This is a genomic window from Pseudomonas khavaziana (genome assembly GCF_019145205.1).
Classification (GTDB): Bacteria; Pseudomonadota; Gammaproteobacteria; order Pseudomonadales; family Pseudomonadaceae; genus Aquipseudomonas; species Aquipseudomonas khavaziana.
In genome coordinates, this window is sequence record NZ_JAHSTT010000010.1 from 1 (window position 1) to 17,411 (window position 17,411).

Sequence of the window (17,411 nt, forward strand, 5' to 3'; positions counted from 1 at the left end):
CGCTCCTACGGAACTGCTATCGGGGGCAAGTCGAATCGTCGCACCGCCCCTCCTACATTTGGAACATCATTCGGCTCAGGGTTTGGCTTCGTTGCTGAAACTATCGACCGTCTTGATCAGCCCCTGCGCCGCCAACGCCACCAGCTCACCGCCTTTCTCCACTGTGGCAAGCGCCGGGTCCGAGCCCATGCGCCCATCGGGGAAGCGTGCGCGGAAGTCCAGGGCTTCGCGAATCGGGCCGGTGTTGGCAATTTGCGGCGAGTACTCGGCCGACTTGATCGACTGCGGGTACGCCCACTGTGTCACCGCAATCTCCGACGGCGTGGCGTGGCTGCCGTGGCCGACCGGGAATTGGCGGTGGGCCAGGTCCGTTACGCCTTCCAGATCCCACCAATTAACCAGCTTCAGCGCGAAGCCGGCCGGGCGGCGGGCGAAGCTGGCTTCGGCGTACAGCTCGGAGAACGCTGCTTCGATTGTGGCGATATTGCCGCCGTGGCCGTTCAAGAACAGGATCTTCTCGAAACCATGCCCGGCCAGCGAGCGCACCCAGTCGCCAATCGCGGCGATAAAGGTGGAAGGGCGCAGGGAGATGGTGCCGGGGAAGCCCAGGTGATGTTGGGCCATGCCGATATTGAAGGTCGGGCCGATGAGGATGTCGGCGTTTTTCTGTGCCTCATGGGCGATGATCTCCGGGCACATCCAGTCAGTGCCCAGCAGGCCGGTAGGGCCATGTTGTTCGTTGGAGCCGATGGGAATCACCACCGTGCGACTGCGTTCCAGAAACTGCCCGATTTCGATCCAGGTGGAGGTGTGTAGAAGCATGCGACGCTCTCTTTTATCTGTGGGGACAGGCTATCCGCCACGGATTGTACGACTACTCGCCACCTGTTGGGGTTTGCAATTGAGGTAGGTCGAAGACTTCAACCAGCGCTGGTCAGGGTACCAGGAGAACATGAACTGCCCACCCTTGAGCTTGTCCACTACCTGGCGCGCCACCTGTGGGCGCACCGCCGGACAACCCTGGCTGCGGCCTATGCGGCCTTCGCGCTTGCTCCACAAGGGGCTGACGTAGTCGGCGGCATGGATCACGATGGCACGGTCGCGTGCCAAGTCATTGAAGCCGGGTTCCAGGCCATCCATGCGCAGCGAATAGCCGTGGGTGCCGAGGTAGCTTTCCTGGGTGCGGAACAAGCCCAGGCTGGACTGGTGGCTGCCCTCGAGGTTGGAAAACTGGGTGGCGAAGTTTTCCCCGGACTTGGCTCCATGGGCCACCAGGTCACGCAGCACCAGAGTCTGTTTGCGCAAATCGAAGATCCACAGCCGACGAGCGGTCGAGGGCTGGGAGTAGTCAATAACCGCTAGGCGATCGGAACGTTCCTCGCCGTTATTGACCGCGCACTGCACCGCGCTCAAGGCGCTTTTCAGCACGGCGGGATTGAGTTCTGGAGCCGAGCGCGCCAGGCTGCTATACAAGGAAGGAGGGGCGCCATTGGCGGCGAGCGCAACGTTGCTCAGTAAAGCCAGGCTCCCGGTGATCAAGCCCACGGTGGTTATGCCGAGGCGGCGCATAAAAGTCAGCATCTACAGTCGATCCCCAAGCTGTGGAGTGGAGCTCAGTCAATTGTTCAAAAAACACGCATGTTACTTGAGCATTTGCCTGCTCGTTGCACCATTGGTCGCCATGGCCGATGCACCGCCGCTGGAGCCGTTGCCGGTGACCACGCCGGCGCCGATCGACCTGGCGCCCGTGCAACAGGCTTTGGCGCAATTGCCCAGCGTCTGCCCCCAGTTGGCTCCGCGGATTGACGCCACCGCGTTGGTGCGCCTGCAAGCCTTTTACCAACAGCAGGGCAATGCCTCGCTGTGGTCGGACGACGAGCCCCGCAAAGCCTTGCAAGCCCAGCTGCTGATGCTCGCCGACGACGGCCTGGATCCCACCCACTATAGCTTGCCCACGGTGGATGCTACGTCCAACGTGCTGTGCAGCGATATCGCGACCAGCCAGCAGTACCTGCAGGCCCTGCACGATTTGCATTACGGGCGCCTGCTGCAATCGCATTATGAACCGCTCTGGCATTCTCAACCGCCCACAACAGACCCGAACACTGCAGTATTGGCATTTGCCGCTACCGGCTTGCAGGACATGGTCAAGGCGTTCGACCAGGCGCGCCCCAGTGCGGATTTGTATCGCAGCCTGCGCAATGCCTATTCCAACGTGCGCCAACAGCCTTTACCGCACTGGGACGCGGTGGGCAGTGGCCCGTTATTACGCCCCGGCATGGAAGATCCGCGCGTGCCGGAACTGGCGCGGCGCCTGCACAGTGGCGGCTATCTGGCCAAGTTGCCCGGCGGCAATGGCAAGCAATACCAAGGTGAGTTGGTCAAGGCGGTGAAGGCGTTCCAGCTCAGCCACTCCTTGCAAGCCGACGGTGTGATCGGTGCGGGCACCGTGGCCGAACTCAATATCAGCCCGGCGGTGCGCCGTGAACAACTGCGCATCAACCTGGAACGTTTCCGCTGGCTGGCCCAGGACCTGGAGCCCGAAGGCGTCGTGGTCAATGTGGCGGCCGCGCAACTGAGCGTTTACCAGAGCGGTATCCCGGTGTGGCAAACCCGCCTGCAGGTCGGGCGCGCGGAACGCCAGACACCGTTGCTCAAGTCGCGCATCACACGGTTGACCCTCAACCCCACCTGGACCATCCCGCCGACCATCATGCGCGAGGACAAGCTCCCGGCCATCCGCCTCAACCCCGAATACCTGCGCCAGCAAAACCTGCAGGTGCTCGACGCCGAAGGCCACCCGCTGGCGCCCGAGCAAGTTGACTGGGCACGCCCCGGCAACATCCTGCTGCGCCAGCAGGCCGGCCCGCGTAACCCGCTGGGCAAGATCGTGATGCGTTTCCCCAACCCGTATTCTGTGTACCTGCACGACACCCCCAGCCAACCGCTGTTCACCAAGGGGCCGCGGGCGTTCAGTTCCGGCTGCGTGCGGGTCGAGCAGCCGCTGCTGTTGCGTGACCTGCTGGTGACCCCGGCCGAGCGCACCCGCACCGATGAATTGCTGGCCACCGGCGTGACCCATGAATTCAGGCTGGCCACGCCAGTGCCGGTGTTGTTGGGGTATTGGACCGTGGAGGTGGATCGCCAGGGGAGCCTGGTCTACGCGCCGGATATCTATGCATTTGATCCGGTGTTGATCAAGGCCATGGGGAGTGTGCTCTAGGCAGAATGTTGGAGCGAGCTTGCTCGCGAAAACGTCAACGATAACGCGTTTCTCCTGAATAAACGCGGCGCCTATGGGTTTTTCGCGAGCAAGCTCGCTCCTACAAGTGCCCTAAGCGGGTTCTCAGTCAGGTATCAATTGCTGGCGGCACTCCAGTACAAGCCGGGCACCGCCCAGTTCGCTGGTGCCGACGTCGAGCTTGAAGCCGTGCAAGTTGATGATCGCCGCCACAATCGACAGCCCCAAGCCAAAACCACCTTGTTGATCGTTTTCATCCACCCGATAGAAACGCTGGAATACCGAAGCGCGTTCAGCCGCCGGAATTCCGGGTCCCGAGTCGAGCACTTCAATGCGGGTGCTGCCCATATCATTGACCGCCCGCAGGATGACCTTGCCATTGGGCGGGGTGAACTTGATCGAGTTGCTCAACAGGTTGGCCAAGGCTTCAAACAACAGCGCGCGGTCGCCGGTCACCCACGGCAGTGATTCGGGCGCCTGCAGCACCAGTTCCATTTCACCTTCTTCAGCCAGGGGCAAATAGAAGTCGTGCAATTCGCGCAGCAACGGCAACGGGTCGAGTACCAGGAAACCCGAGCGGCGCTGGTGGTCCTCAAGTTCCGAAATGCGCAGCAGCCCGCGAAAGCGCGCCATCAGCGTGTCGGTTTCGGCTATCGCATCATCGAGTTTTACCGCGTGGGCGGAGTCTTCCTCGGCTTGCTGTTTGATGCGGTAAAGCTGTGCACGCAGACGTGTGAGCGGGGTACGCAAGTCGTGGGCGATGGCGTCGCACACACCCTTGACCTCGTTCATCAGTTTCTCGATGCGGTCGAGCATGGCGTTGACGATGGCGGCGAGCATGTCCAACTCGTCACGGCGGTTGGACAGCGGCAAGCGGTGCGTCAGGTCGCCGGCGACGATGGCTTCGGCGCTGGCCTGGATCCCGCGGATCCGCCGCAGCGGGCGACGGCGCAGCAGGTGCCAGCCGGCAGCGCCAGGGATGATGGTCAACGATAGGGCCCACAGCAAGGCGTGCCAGATGATCCGGGTCACGCCGAACAGCGAACCGTTGGCGCGCACCAGCACCAGCCAGCGCCCGTCGCCGGTGCGGGTAGCCACGGCGTCGCAGCTGTCCTTGGGCAGTTTCGGGTCGTCGGATTCGACGCAATTGGCCAGCGCATGGATCTTGCCATCCAGAGGCAGATCGGCCGGCACCTTACGGATTGGCCCGCTCAGGGGGCGAAATTGCTCATCGAACAGACCATAGGCGTCCACGCCCTTCATGTCGAAGGTCATGCTGGTGGTCAGGGCCTCCACCAGTTCTTCGCCGTCGAAGCGCTGGAATAAATGCTGGCGCTGCAGCAGGGAGTGGCGCGACAAATCGCCCAGGTAACCTGATACCTCGTAGTACAGCACCCCCATGAGGATGCAGCTCCAGGCCACGAACAACGAACTGTACAGCGCCAGCAAGCGGCTGCTGGAAGAGCGCCAGCCCTTAGAGGGGTTCAGCAATGACATAACCGGAACCTCGTACCGTGCGGATCAACGGCGTAAGGCCCGGTGGGTCGATCTTTTTGCGCAGGCGACCGATGTGCACATCGATCAGGTTGGTGCCTGGGTCGAAGTGATAACCCCAGACTTCTTCGAAGATCATCATTCGCGAGAGAATCTGCCCGGTGTTGCGCATCAGGAATTCCAGCAGCTTGTATTCGGTAGGCAACAGGGTCAGCGGTTGCTCGGCACGGCTGGCTTCGCGGCTGATCAGGTTCAGTTCCAGGTCGGCCACGCGCAGGGCGGTCTCGAACTCCTTGACCGTGCTTTTGCGCCGCAGCAGCACTTCGACGCGGGCGGCCATTTCGTCGGAGGCGAAAGGTTTGGTCAGGTAGTCATCGCCCCCGGCACGCAGGCCGCGTACGCGCTCGTCGACATCAGAGAGCGCGCTGATCATCAGGATCGGCGTCGACACGCCGATGGTGCGCAGGGTGGTGACGATGGCCAGGCCATCCAGTTCGGGCAACATGCGGTCAAGGGTGATCAGGTCATAATCACCACTGACGGCACGGACCAGGCCTTCGCGGCCATTGTCCACCCAATCTACGTCCAGTCCATGGCTACTCAGCTCGGCGACAATCTCGCGGGCCGTTACGGCGTCATCCTCGATGGTCAAAATGCGGGTCATAGGATTACCTGGTGAGCGTTCACACTAGAAGTGCGGGTATTTTGCCAAGAAGTTGCTGAATGTTTCCTAAATAAAACTTCATCTAGGCAGCCGTCACCTGTTCGTGACTGGCACGGATCCAATGTGGGAGGGGGCTTGCTCCCGATAGCGGTCTGTCAGGACAAGTTTTATAGCCTGGCACACCGCTATCGGGAGCAAGCCCCCTCCCACAGGGAATGCATAACGCCCGCCTGCAACAGACAGTTCTTGCAACTTGCATGGTTTGAATAAGTTCAATCTTCCTAACTCTTTGAAATGTAAAGATTTTAATTTTATACGCGACTGGCATGGTGCCTGCACTGTCCCTTTTGAGACTTGTAACACTATTTTTCATGCCTGGAGCAAAACAACAATGATCACATCCTCATCCACGCTGCAAGAGTCAAGCACGCTCTCCGGGGTTTCCTGGGGGGCGATCTTCGCCGGGGCCGCTGCGGCGGCTGCCTTGTCATTGATACTGGTGCTGCTGGGCTTCGGCCTGGGCTTTTCGGCGGTTTCGCCGTGGGCCGATAGTGGCATCAGTGCCAAGGGCCTTGGCATTTCCACGATTGTCTGGCTGGCCTTTACCCAGATTGTTGCGTCGGGCCTAGGCGGCTACATCGCCGGTCGGTTGCGGGTAAAGTGGGCCAATATGCATGGCGATGAGGTGTACTTTCGCGATACCGCCCATGGCTTCCTGGCCTGGGCAGTGGCGACACTGATCACCGCGATGTTGGTGGTCGGCTCCGTCAGCAGCGTCGTCAGCGGTGGTGTGCAAGCCGGTGCCAGCGTCGCGTCGGGCGCCGCCAGTGGCATGACCCAAGCGGCCGGCAGCGCAGCACAGGGTGCCGACAGCGGTGACTTCGGCTACTACGTCGACAGCCTGTTCCGCGATGACCGCCCAGCCGCAGTCAGCGATGACGCCGCTCACGCCGTGGTCGGTCGCATTTTCGCCCGCACCCTGAGCAACGACGGCCAACTGGCAGCCGAAGACCGTGCCTACCTGGCCCAGTTGATCAGCCAGCGCACCAACCTCAGCCAGGCCGATGCCGAAGCGCGTATCGACAAAGTCTACGGCGATGCCCGTAAAGCCATCGAAGACGCCAAGCTCAAGGCCAAGCAAGCCGCTGATACCGCTGCGAAAGTCGCTGCCTATACCTCGCTGTGGACCTTCGTGGCGTTGTTGATCGGTGCGTTCTTTGCCAGCTTCGCCGCTACCTTCGGCGGCCGCCGTCGGGATGCCGTGGTGTATGTCGAAACCGAAAACTACGTTCGTTAATTCAAGGCCCGTTCACTTAAGGAGAATATGATGCGCTCATTATTGCTGTGGTTCCTCGGCGTGCCGATTCCGCTGATCATCCTGATCGCGATCTTCATGCACTAAACCCGAGCCCGGCTCGGTGAAGGGCGGGAGGGACTTTGTTCCCTCCCACTTTGCGTTTTGCGCAGGATCAGCCAGCTTGTGACCAGTAATGCACTGGCAAGCGAGGTCATGATCACCAACGGCTGTGAAGTACCGTCCGACAGCAGTCCGGTGGCCCAACTGCTCAGCGCCGTGACAAACATCTGGATGAAAAAGAACAGCCCCGACGCCGTGCCGGCAATTGCCCCATACGGCTGCAACACAGACAGCTGGCAAGCAGGCATCGTCAGGCCCACCGACACCATGATCACCACCATCGGCACCACAATGGCCAGCCACGCCTGTGGCAGCAGTGCCGTGGCCAGCGCGAGCAAGATGCTGCCCAGCACATTCAAGCCGATGGCCACGCTGATCAGGCGGTCGGCTCCGATCCGCTGCACCAGGCGCCGGAACAGGTTGGCACCGAGCATATAGCCACTGATTGTCGCGGCAAACACCAGGGCGTAGGCGCTCGGCGACAAATCGAAGCCTCGTTGCAGCAATGCCGAAGACTCGCTGATGAACGGAAAGTACGTGCTGTACGCACAGCCGATCGCCAAGGCATAACGCAGGAAGTAGTGGTCGCGCAGCAATTGGCTATAGGTGCGCAGCAAGTGGCCTGGCGGCGCAGCGGCCAATTGCGGCGGGCGAGTTTCAGGCAGGCGGCGCTGGACCATTACGCAGAGCACGCAACCGATCACCCCGAGCAATACAAACAAGCCACGCCAGCCCAAAAGCGGCAATAACAGGCTGCCGAGCACCGGCGCGGCCATGGGCGATACGGCCATCGCCATGGAGATCAACCCCAGCAGGCGCGCCTGCTCATCGCGGTCAAAATAATCGCGCACGATCACTCGGCCAATCACCGTGGTGCAGCACCCGCCAAGCGCCTGGAACAGCCGCGCAATGACCAGCACGCCGAGGCTATCGGCCAGGGCGCAGGTCACTGTCGCCAGCACATACAGCATCAACCCGGCCAACAGCACCGGGCGTCGGCCGAAGCGGTCGGTGAGCGGGCCGCTGACCAGCAGGGAAATCGCCGAGCCGAGGGTGTACAGGGTCAGGACCAGTTGCAACTGGCTGTCCGAGGTGTGGAAGTAGTCGGCCATGGCGGGCAGGGCGGGCAAATGCAAATCCAGGGTGAGGCGCGGCAGGCCCACCAGGACCGTCAGCAACGTCAGCCAGAACCAGGGAGCGAGAAGGCGTTGAGTCATGGGCGGGTTTCTTCGCAATGGGTCGAGCCCGGACTCTAGCGACTTTGTGGTTTAATCCTCAGTACCACTTATGCCATGGATGACTGGACCACTATGAGCCGCGGAAAAGCTGCCTCCGACCTTGACCTGCCGCGCCCCGATACGCTGGATGCAGGCAAACAGCAGGGCGCCTACGAAGCGTTGCGCGAGGCGATCCTGGCTCGACAGTTGCCGGCCGGCAGTCGTTTGCCGTCGACCCGCAGCCTGGCCGAGCGCTGGCAGGTCTCACGTGGCACCCTTGAGGCCGCTTTTGACCGTTTGCACAGCGAAGGCTATGTGCAGCGTGTGGCCGGCTCCGGCACGCGGGTGTGTGCGGTGATTCCGGAGCAGTTCATCGCCGCCCCGGTGGCCAGGCAAAACCAGCGCCGACCGGTTGAGCCCGACTTACCTCACGCCGGCGTGCAGAGCCACGTGCCCTTTGTCGCACGACGCCCGGATGCCAGCCTGTTCGACCTGAAAATCTGGGTGCGCTGCCTCTCCCGCGGGTTACTGGCGGCAGGCCCCGGCGTGCTGGAGGCTGCGCACCCCGGCGGGTTGCCGGCCTTGCGCGAACTGATCGCGGATTACCTGCGCCGCTATCGCGGCATGCAGTGCGAGGCAGATGAAGTGATCGTCACCACGGGCATTCGCCATGGTCTTGACCTGATTGCGCGCACGCTGCTCCAGCCAGGTGACACCGCCTGCGTCGAAGACCCCGGCTACACACCGGCGCGGCGTTTGTTCGGCCTCGCCGGGGCGCGGGTCCAGGCGATCGCGGTCACCACCGAAGGGCTCGACACCGACCAGCTCCCCGAGCACGCACGGCTGGCCTATGTCAGCCCGGCGCACCAGGCGCCGCTGGGCGTGACCCTGTCGGTGTCACGTCGGCTGGCACTGCTGGACTGGGCGAACCGGGCGGATGCCTGGGTGGTGGAGGATGACTACGACAGCGAGTACAACTACAACAGCGCACCTCTGGCGGCGCTCAAGTCCCTGGATTCGAACAACCGCGTGCTCTATTGCGGCAGCTTCAACAAAAACCTGTTTCCCGGCTTGCGGGTCGGCTTCATGGTAGTGCCCAAGATCCTGCGCCCGCCACTGCTGCGCACCTTGCAACTGACCGGGCATTCAGTGGGCGCAACCGACCAGCTGGGCTTGGTGGAGTTTCTTGGCAGTGGTGCCTTCGTGCGGCACCTGCGGGCTTCGCGCCAGGCGTATCAGGCGCGGCGGGATGCGTTGCTTGCCTGCCTGCCGGAGGGCGTCACGGTCAGTGGCCAGCAGGCCGGGCTGCATTTCGTGCTGTGGTTGCCGGCCGGGGTGCAAGAGGCGGACTTCTGTGACCGCGCCGCCGACGCCGGGCTGAGCTTGCAGCCGTTGGGCAAATTTTGTGTCGATGTGACCTTGCCGCCCGCCGTGATTATCGGCTACACCGCGTTGACCCTCGCGCAGATCCGCTTCCACGGCCGGGCCCTGGCGCAATTACTGTAGGAGCGAGCTTGCTCGCGAAGATCGTTAACGATAACGCGGGCATCCTGGATGGCCGCAATGCCTATGGGTTTTTCGCGAGCAAGCTCGCTCCTACAGGTAGCGCGCGTCAGTCGTCGAACCCGACCTGCTCATGAATCTCGTCCACCTTCAATTCCAACCGATACGCCACCGCAATAAACAGCGCCTGGCACAGGCACAAGGTGGCGCTCAACGAGCGGAAGGCGAACGAGGAACCTTCATTGACCAGAAGCACCGCGTTCGCGCGCTTGGCCAGCGGTGACAGGTTGCTGTCGGTGATGATCAGGGTCTTGGCCTGATGATGCTGGGCGATGCGCAGGCAGTGCTGGGTTTCCTTGCCGTAGGGCGTGAAGCTGATCGCAATCACCAGGTCATTGGCACGCACACTGCGCATCTGCTCGCGATAGCTGCCGCCCAGGCCGGAGATCAGGTGGATGCGCTTGTTGGTGTGCTGCAGGTTGTAGACCAGGTAGTCGGCCACCGCAAAGGAGCGGCGCACACCGACCACGTAGATGTTGTCGGCATTGACCACCAGGTCCACGGCTTTTTCGAAGGCGGTATCGTCCAGCTCCAGGCCCAGGCGCTCGATGCCCGAGAGGGTCGCGTTGACGCATTCGCGCGCGAGGTCGCCACCGCTGGCCTTTTGCGACTTGTTGGCGATCATGCTGCGGATGCGCTGCTGGTAGTTCTGCACCGGCGTGGTTTTGTGGGTATACGCCTCGCGAAACAGCGCCTGCATCTCGCTGAACCCGCTGAAGCCGAAACGCTGGGAGAACCGCACGATGGCCGAGGGGTGCACTTCGCATTCGCGGGCAATGTCGCTGATGCGATCGACCATGATCCGGTCGCTCTGCTGGCTCATGTAGCTGGCGATGCGCTTGAGTTGACGGGGCAGGCTCTCGTATTCGTCGGTGATCAGCTGCAACAGGCGTTCGGCATTGATCGGAGGGCTGGCGACAGTTTCTTCCAGAGTGGTCTCGGGATCGGTGCGGGACATGGGCAATCCTTCTGGCGTGTTCGTCTGATGCGCTGATGGGTGGCGCAAGTCTACAGGGTAGGCGCAAAAAAATACCTCGGCATCACGGCCCGCGTGGCCTGCTGAAACGATGCACGGGCGCTGGCGTGCCGCTATGCTGACGTATTGGAAAAAATATTCCACTAAAAATAATTATGGAATAAATATTGATTGCCGCCGCTGGACGTTCTAGTCTGCTCCCACCAAGAGCGTTTGCCGTCGCCACGGCGGCACAACGCAGGCTGATAAAAATAACAGGAGCCAGCATGGGCCAGACTCGTTTTGCCAGTGGGCGTCAATTGGATCTGATTTGCCTCGGGCGCCTGGGCGTCGACCTCTATGCGCAGCAAGTCGGTGCGCGGCTTGAGGACGTGACCAGCTTCGCCAAGTACCTCGGCGGTTCTTCCGCCAACATCGCCTTCGGCACCGCCAGGCTGGGTCTCAAGTCAGCGATGCTGAGCCGCGTGGGCGACGACCATATGGGCCGTTTTCTGGTGGAATCCCTGGCCCGTGAAGGCTGCGATGTCAGCGCTATCAAGATTGACCCGGAGCGCCTCACCGCCCTGGTGCTGCTGGGCCTCAAGGATCGTGAAACCTTCCCTCTGGTGTTCTACCGCGAAAACTGCGCGGACATGGCCCTGCGCGCCGAAGACATCAGCGAGGCCTTTATTGCCTCCAGCAAAGCGCTGTTGATCACCGGCACGCACTTCTCCACCGACGGCGTGTACAAAGCGAGCATCCAGGCCCTGGATTACGCCGCCAGGCACAACGTCAAACGCGTGCTGGACATCGACTACCGCCCGGTGTTGTGGGGCCTGGCGGGCAAGGCTGATGGCGAAACCCGTTTCGTTGCCGACCAGAATGTCAGTCAGCATGTGCAGAAGATCCTGCCGCGTTTCGACCTGATCGTCGGCACTGAAGAAGAATTCCTTATCGCCGGTGGCAGTGAAGACCTGCTCACCGCGTTGCGCACGGTACGCGAACTGACGCCTGCGGCCCTGGTGGTCAAGCTGGGTCCCCAGGGTTGTACGGTCATCCACGGCGCGATTCCTGCGCGGCTGGAAGACGGGGCGATCTACCCCGGCGTGCGCGTGGAAGTGCTCAATGTGCTGGGGGCCGGCGATGCCTTTATGTCGGGCTTTCTCAGCGGCTGGATCAATGACGCCAGCGATGAACGTTGCAGCCAATTGGCCAATGCCTGCGGTGGCCTGGTGGTTTCGCGCCATGCCTGTGCACCGGCCATGCCGACACCCGCCGAACTCGAGTACCTGTTCAGCAGCCCGGTGCCCATTACCCGCCCGGACCAGGACGTGACCCTGCAACGCCTGCACCGCGTAACGGTGCCGCGCAAGGCCTGGAAGCAATTGTTCGTGTTTGCCTTCGACCACCGCTGGCAACTGGTGGACCTGGCGCAAAAGGGCGGCCAGGAACCGGCGCGCATCAGCGCGATCAAGCAGCTGTTTATCCAGGCCATCGAACGTGTGGAGCGCAAACTCAGCGAGCAGGGCATCGAGGCCGACGTTGGACTGCTCGCCGACCAACGTTTCGGCCAGGATGCCCTCAACGCCGCCAGCGGTCGCGGCTGGTGGATCGCACGCCCGGTGGAAGTGCAGAACTCGCGGCCTCTGGCGTTCGAACACGGCCGCTCGGTGGGCAGCAACCTGATTGCCTGGCCCCAGGAACAGATCATCAAGTGCCTGGTGCAATTTCATCCCGATGACGAACCGATGCTGCGCCTGGAGCAGGAAGCGCAACTCAAGGCGGTGTACGAGGCCTCCATCGTAAGCGGGCATGAGCTGCTGCTGGAAGTCATCCCGCCCAAGGATCACCCGTCCACTTACCCAGATGTGCTGTATCGCAGCCTCAAGCGCCTGTACAACCTGGGCATCTACCCGGCCTGGTGGAAGATCGAGGCGCAGTCGGCCGAGGATTGGAAGAAACTCGACGAACTGATCCAGGAGCGTGACCCGTACTGCCGGGGCGTGGTGCTGCTGGGTCTGAACGCGTCCGCCGAATGCCTCGCCGATGGTTTCCAGCAAGCACGCCTGAGCACCACCTGCCGTGGGTTTGCCGTAGGCCGCACGATCTTCCAGGAGCCGAGCCGGGCGTGGATGGCGGGGGAGATCAATGATGAGACCTTGATCCAGCAGGTACAGGCTACCTTCGAACAACTCATCAATGCCTGGCGCAGTTCCAGAGCTTAATCACAGTTCTAAAGGTGCAATGTAATCAAATGTGGGAGGGGGCTTGCTCCCGATAGCGGTGTATCAGGTACCAATTTATCAACTGACCCACTGCCATCGGGAGCAAGCCCCCTCCCACACAGGCTGATCCCAGTGATCTCAGGCTAAAACAATAAAGGTGCAGCCATGCCCGCAATCCGAATTGGCATCAACCCGATCTCCTGGAGTAACGACGACCTCCCGGCCCTAGGCGGTGAAACTCCGCTGAGCACAGCCCTGAACGAAGGCAAGGACATCGGCTACGAAGGTTTTGAACTCAACGGCAAATTCCCCAAGGATGCCAAGGGTGTCGGCGACGTGTTGCGCCCCTATGACCTGGCCCTAGTCTCGGGCTGGTACTCCAGCCGCCTGGCCCGTCGCTCCGTGGCCGAAGAAATCGAGGCGATTGCCGGCCATGTCGAACTGCTCAGGCACAACGGCGCCTCGGTGCTGGTGTATGGCGAAGTGGCTGATTCGATCCAGGGCTCGCGCATTCGTTTGATCGAACGCCCGCGCTTCCATAGTGAGCAGGCTTGGCAGGACTATGCCGATAAACTCACCGAACTGGCGCGCTTCACCCTGTCCCAGGGGGTACGCCTGGCGTACCACCACCATATGGGCGCCTACGTCGAGTCCCCCGAAGACATCGACCAGCTGATGCAGCGCACCGGGCCGGAAGTCGGCCTGCTGTTCGATTCGGGCCACTGCTACATGGGCGGCGGCGAACCCATCGAGGTGTTGCGCAAGCATATCGACCGGGTCTGCCACGTGCATTTCAAGGATGTGCGCAAACCCGTGGTGCAACTGGCGCGCAACCAGATGTGGAGCTTTCCCGATTGCATCGTCAACGGCACTTTCACCGTGCCCGGCGATGGCGACATCGATTTTGCACCGTTGCTGGACGTACTGCTGGCGGCGAACTACGAGGGCTGGCTGGTGGTGGAAGCCGAGCAGGACCCGGCCGTGGCGCCCAGCTATATCTACGCCAAAAAGGGTTATGACACCTTGCGTGCGCTTCTCAACCAGAGGACATGAGTGATGAGCTTGTTGGTCAAAAGCAGCAAACGCGGGCAAACCATGGTCGCCCTGGAGCCCGGGCGCCTGGAATACGTAGGCTTTGCCGCCTACCGCCTGAGCCAGGGCGAAAGCCTGCCGGTCAGCGCGGGCGATCAGGAGTTGTGCCTGGTGTTGCTCAGCGGTCGGGTAAACATCGAAGGTGAAGGTTTCAATTGGCAGAACCTCGGTGATCGTCAGTCGGTGTTCGAAGACAAGTCACCTTTCGCCGCCTACCTGCCCCCCGGCACCGACGCCCGGGTCAGCGCTTTGAGCGACGTGCAGATCGCAGTCTGCGCCGCGCCCGGTGTGCAGGGTTACGAGCCGCGCCTGATTCGCCCCGAAGACTGCAAGCGCAGTGTGCGTGGCAAAGGCGCCAACACCCGCTACGTGTGCGACATCCTGCCCGACAGCGAGCCGGCCCATTCGCTGCTGGTGGTGGAAGTGCGCACACCGTCGGGGCATTCCTCGAGCTACCCGCCGCACAAGCATGACACCGACGACCTGCCGCACCAAAGCTTCCTGGAAGAGACCTATTACCACCGGATCAACCCGCCCCAGGGCTTTGTATTCCAGCGCGTGTACACCGATGACCGCAGCATCGACCAGGCCATGGCCGTGGAAAACAGCGACCTGGTGGTGGTGCCCAAGGGTTACCACCCGGTCAGCGTGCCATACGGCTACGAGTCGTATTACCTCAACGTGATGGCCGGCCCCAAGCGCGCCTGGCATTTCCATAACGACCCGCAGCACAGCTGGCTGCTGGACCTTTAAACGGTTTGGACGGAGAACAACAACAATGAAGTCGCCGCTACGTTTTGCCCTTAACCGCATGGTCGCGCCTGACCTGGCCCTGGCGGATTTCATCCAGATGGCCAAGGCCCTCAAGTGTGATGCCATCGAGATCCGCAACGACCTCAAGAACCGCGAAATCGAATACGGCATGCCCGCCACTCGCGTGCGTGAGTTGTGCGCGGCGCAGGGTATTACGGTGCTGTCGATCAACGCGCTGTACCCCTTTGATGTGTGGAACGACGAGCGTCGCGCCCAAGCGTTGGAGCTTGCCACCTACGCCCGCGAATGCGGTGCCCAGGGTCTGGTGATGTGCCCGTTCAATGAGCCCGGCGATACGCGCACCGACGCGCAGCGCGCCGCCGCTTTGCGCACCGCCTTGAGCGAACTGGCGCCCATCCTGCGCGAGTACGGGATTCTCGGTTTCGTCGAACCCCTGGGCTTTGAAGTATCCGCCCTGCGTCGCAAGCGCGTGGCGGTGGAGGCGATCAAGTCCATCGGTGGCCTGGATGTGTTCCGCGTGGTGCATGACACCTTCCACCATCACCTGGCCGGCGAGCATGAGTTCTTTCCCGAACTGACCGGCCTGGTACATATCTCCGGGGTGGAAGATCGCGAGGCGCCGCTCAACGCGATCAGCGACGGCCACCGCGTACTGGTAGGCGAGGGCGATATCCTCGGCAATGCGGCGCAGATCGACACCCTGTTGAGTACCGGTTACAGCGGCTATCTGTCGTTCGAACCGTTTGCCGAAAGCGTGCATGGGTTGGCGGATATCCAGCAGGCCTTGGGGGCAAGCATCGCCCACCTGCAAAAACCATAAGGGGCGCGTCATGACCACCACACGATTGACCATGGCCCAGGCCCTGGTGAAGTTCCTGGATAACCAATACATCGAAGTCGACGGCGTACAGAGCAAGTTTGTTGCCGGCGTATTCACCATTTTCGGCCATGGCAATGTATTGGGCCTCGGCCAGGCCCTGGAGCAGGACAGCGGCGACTTGGTGGTGCACCAGGGCCGCAACGAGCAGGGCATGGCCCATGCTGCCATCGGCTTTGCCAAGCAGCACCTGCGACGCAAGATCTATGCGTGCACGGCGTCGGTCGGGCCTGGCGCTGCGAATATGCTTACCGCCGCAGCCACCGCCACGGCCAACCGCATCCCGTTGTTGCTGTTGCCCGGCGATGTCTACGCCAGCCGCCAGCCGGATCCGGTGCTGCAGCAGATCGAGCAGTTCCACGACCTGAGCATCAGCACCAACGACGCGTTTCGCTCCGTGAGCAAATACTGGGACCGCATCAACCGCCCCGAGCAATTGATGACGGCCGCGATCCAGGCCATGCGCGTGCTCACAGATCCCGCGGAAACCGGCGCGGTGACCCTGGCCTTGCCCCAGGACGTACAGGCCGAAGCCTGGGACTATCCCGACTACTTCCTGCAAAAACGCGTGCACCGCATCGACCGGCGCCCGGCCACTGCGGCGATGATCGGTGATGCGCTGGCCGCGTTTCACGGCAAGCGCAAGCCGCTGATCATTTGCGGTGGCGGGGTGAAATACTCCGGGGCCAATGCCGCGCTGCAAGCCTTTGCCGAGCGCTTTGCGATTCCCTTCGCGGAAACCCAGGCGGGTAAGAGCGCAGTGGTTTCCAGCCACCCGCTGAACGTCGGCGGCATCGGCGAAACCGGCTGCCTGGCGGCCAACCTGCTGGCGCCCGAAGCCGACCTGATCATCGGTATCGGCACCCGCTATACCGACTTCACCACCTCATCCAAATCGCTGTTCAAGCACGCCGGGGTGAAGTTTCTCAACCTCAATATCAGCCCGTGCGACGCCTTGAAACTCGACGGCGTGCAAGTGCTGGCGGATGCCAAGGTCGCCCTTCAAGCGCTGGCTGATGCCCTGGGCGATTACCGTTCCGGCTGGGGGGAGCAAATCGCTGACGCCAAGGCGCAACTCGATGCCGAAGTGGACCGTGTGCATCAGGTGGAATACCAGGGCGATGGGTTCGTCCCCGAAGTCAACGACCACCTGGACCCTGGAGTCTTGCGTGAATTTATCGAGCTGACCGGCTCATGCCTGACCCAAAGCCGTGTGCTTGGCGTGCTCAACCAGAGCCTGGCCGACGACGCGATCATCGTCGCCGCCGCCGGCAGTCTGCCCGGCGATTTGCAACGGGCCTGGCGCAGCAAGGGCGTCAACACCTACCACGTCGAATACGGCTATTCGTGCATGGGCTACGAGATCAACGCGGCCCTTGGTGTGAAGCTGGCCGAGCCGACCAAGGAGGTCTATGCGCTGGTCGGTGATGGCTCCTACATGATGCTGCACTCGGAGTTGGCCACCTCGATCCAGGAGCGGCGCAAGATCAACGTGGTGCTGCTCGACAACATGGCTTTCGGCTGTATCAACAACCTGCAGATCGGCAATGGCATGGACAGCTTCGGCACCGAGTTCCGCTACCGCAACCCCGAGAGCGGCAAGCTCGACGGTGGCCTGGTGCCGGTGGACTTCGCCATGAGTGCGGCGGCCTATGGCTGCAAGACCTACAAGGTCAGCACGGTGGAGCAGCTCGACGCGGCCCTGGCGGATGCGCGCACGCAAAGCGTCTCGACCCTGATCGATATCAAGGTGCTGCCCAAGACCATGATTCACGGCTACCTGTCGTGGTGGCGGGTGGGCGTGGCACAGGTGTCCACCAGCGAACGCACCAATGCCGCTGCGAAAAAACTCAATGAACACCTGGCAAAAGCCCGGCAGTACTAATAACAAG

At 62.0% G+C, this 17,411-nt stretch carries 14 protein-coding genes; 8 read left to right on the forward strand and 6 right to left on the reverse strand.

What is annotated here, in order from left to right; all coding sequences use genetic code 11:
- Positions 1-75 precede the first annotated feature (75 nt).
- On the reverse strand, positions 76-822 hold the full coding sequence (locus KVH01_RS21645) for a creatininase family protein (RefSeq protein ID WP_043050566.1): 747 nt from the start codon (positions 820-822) through the stop codon (positions 76-78).
- A gap of 30 nt (positions 823-852) precedes the next feature.
- A complete protein-coding gene (locus tag KVH01_RS21650) occupies positions 853-1,581 on the reverse strand; it encodes a murein L,D-transpeptidase catalytic domain family protein (RefSeq protein ID WP_217882847.1) in 729 nt (242 codons plus the stop codon).
- Positions 1,582-1,621: 40 nt separating this feature from the next.
- On the opposite strand from KVH01_RS21650, the gene KVH01_RS21655 reads away from it, so the two are divergent.
- Positions 1,622-3,223 (forward strand): L,D-transpeptidase family protein, encoded by a 1,602-nt coding sequence (locus tag KVH01_RS21655; protein ID WP_217882848.1) that lies wholly within the window; start codon positions 1,622-1,624, stop codon positions 3,221-3,223.
- A gap of 123 nt (positions 3,224-3,346) precedes the next feature.
- On the opposite strand, the gene KVH01_RS21660 is transcribed toward KVH01_RS21655, so the two are convergent.
- Both KVH01_RS21660 and KVH01_RS21665 read right to left on the reverse strand, forming a co-directional pair.
- Complete coding sequence (locus KVH01_RS21660; protein WP_043050568.1) at positions 3,347-4,738, reverse strand: sensor histidine kinase; 1,392 nt, start codon at positions 4,736-4,738, stop codon at positions 3,347-3,349.
- Positions 4,716-5,399 carry a response regulator transcription factor gene (locus KVH01_RS21665; RefSeq protein ID WP_005787712.1) on the reverse strand — a complete coding sequence of 228 codons (684 nt, stop codon included), beginning with the start codon at positions 5,397-5,399 and terminating at the stop codon, positions 4,716-4,718. The genes KVH01_RS21660 and KVH01_RS21665 overlap by 23 nt, the downstream gene beginning before the upstream one ends.
- 391 nt (positions 5,400-5,790) lie before the next feature.
- On the opposite strand from KVH01_RS21665, the gene KVH01_RS21670 reads away from it, so the two are divergent.
- Entirely contained in the window at positions 5,791-6,696 is a 906-nt protein-coding gene (locus tag KVH01_RS21670) for a hypothetical protein (RefSeq protein WP_043050569.1), read from the forward strand.
- Between the two features lie 101 nt (positions 6,697-6,797).
- Here KVH01_RS21670 and KVH01_RS21675 read toward each other — a convergent pair whose 3' ends face one another.
- Complete coding sequence (locus tag KVH01_RS21675) at positions 6,798-8,033, reverse strand: multidrug effflux MFS transporter (protein ID WP_217882849.1); 1,236 nt, start codon at positions 8,031-8,033, stop codon at positions 6,798-6,800.
- Positions 8,034-8,126: 93 nt separating this feature from the next.
- Here KVH01_RS21675 and pdxR point away from each other — a divergent pair, with 93 nt between their 5' ends.
- A complete protein-coding gene (pdxR, locus tag KVH01_RS21680; protein ID WP_217882850.1) occupies positions 8,127-9,539 on the forward strand; it encodes a MocR-like pyridoxine biosynthesis transcription factor PdxR in 1,413 nt (470 codons plus the stop codon).
- A 106-nt stretch (positions 9,540-9,645) separates the two neighbouring features.
- Here pdxR and KVH01_RS21685 read toward each other — a convergent pair whose 3' ends face one another.
- Positions 9,646-10,554, reverse strand: a complete 909-nt coding sequence (locus KVH01_RS21685) for a MurR/RpiR family transcriptional regulator (protein WP_043050572.1) — start codon at positions 10,552-10,554, stop codon at positions 9,646-9,648.
- A 284-nt stretch (positions 10,555-10,838) separates the two neighbouring features.
- Between KVH01_RS21685 and KVH01_RS21690 the strand changes: the two genes are divergently transcribed.
- From KVH01_RS21690 to iolD, 5 genes are all read left to right on the forward strand, one after another.
- Positions 10,839-12,776, forward strand: a complete 1,938-nt coding sequence (locus tag KVH01_RS21690) for a bifunctional 5-dehydro-2-deoxygluconokinase/5-dehydro-2-deoxyphosphogluconate aldolase (protein ID WP_217882851.1) — start codon at positions 10,839-10,841, stop codon at positions 12,774-12,776.
- Between the two features lie 165 nt (positions 12,777-12,941).
- Positions 12,942-13,829, forward strand: a complete 888-nt coding sequence (gene iolE, locus KVH01_RS21695; RefSeq protein WP_217882852.1) for a myo-inosose-2 dehydratase — start codon at positions 12,942-12,944, stop codon at positions 13,827-13,829.
- Positions 13,830-13,832: 3 nt separating this feature from the next.
- Complete coding sequence (gene iolB / locus KVH01_RS21700; protein WP_217882853.1) at positions 13,833-14,621, forward strand: 5-deoxy-glucuronate isomerase; 789 nt, start codon at positions 13,833-13,835, stop codon at positions 14,619-14,621.
- A 25-nt stretch (positions 14,622-14,646) separates the two neighbouring features.
- Positions 14,647-15,462 carry a TIM barrel protein gene (locus KVH01_RS21705; RefSeq protein WP_043050576.1) on the forward strand — a complete coding sequence of 272 codons (816 nt, stop codon included), beginning with the start codon at positions 14,647-14,649 and terminating at the stop codon, positions 15,460-15,462.
- Between the two features lie 10 nt (positions 15,463-15,472).
- Positions 15,473-17,404, forward strand: a complete 1,932-nt coding sequence (gene iolD, locus KVH01_RS21710; protein WP_043050577.1) for a 3D-(3,5/4)-trihydroxycyclohexane-1,2-dione acylhydrolase (decyclizing) — start codon at positions 15,473-15,475, stop codon at positions 17,402-17,404.
- The last annotated feature ends 7 nt before the right edge of the window (positions 17,405-17,411 follow it).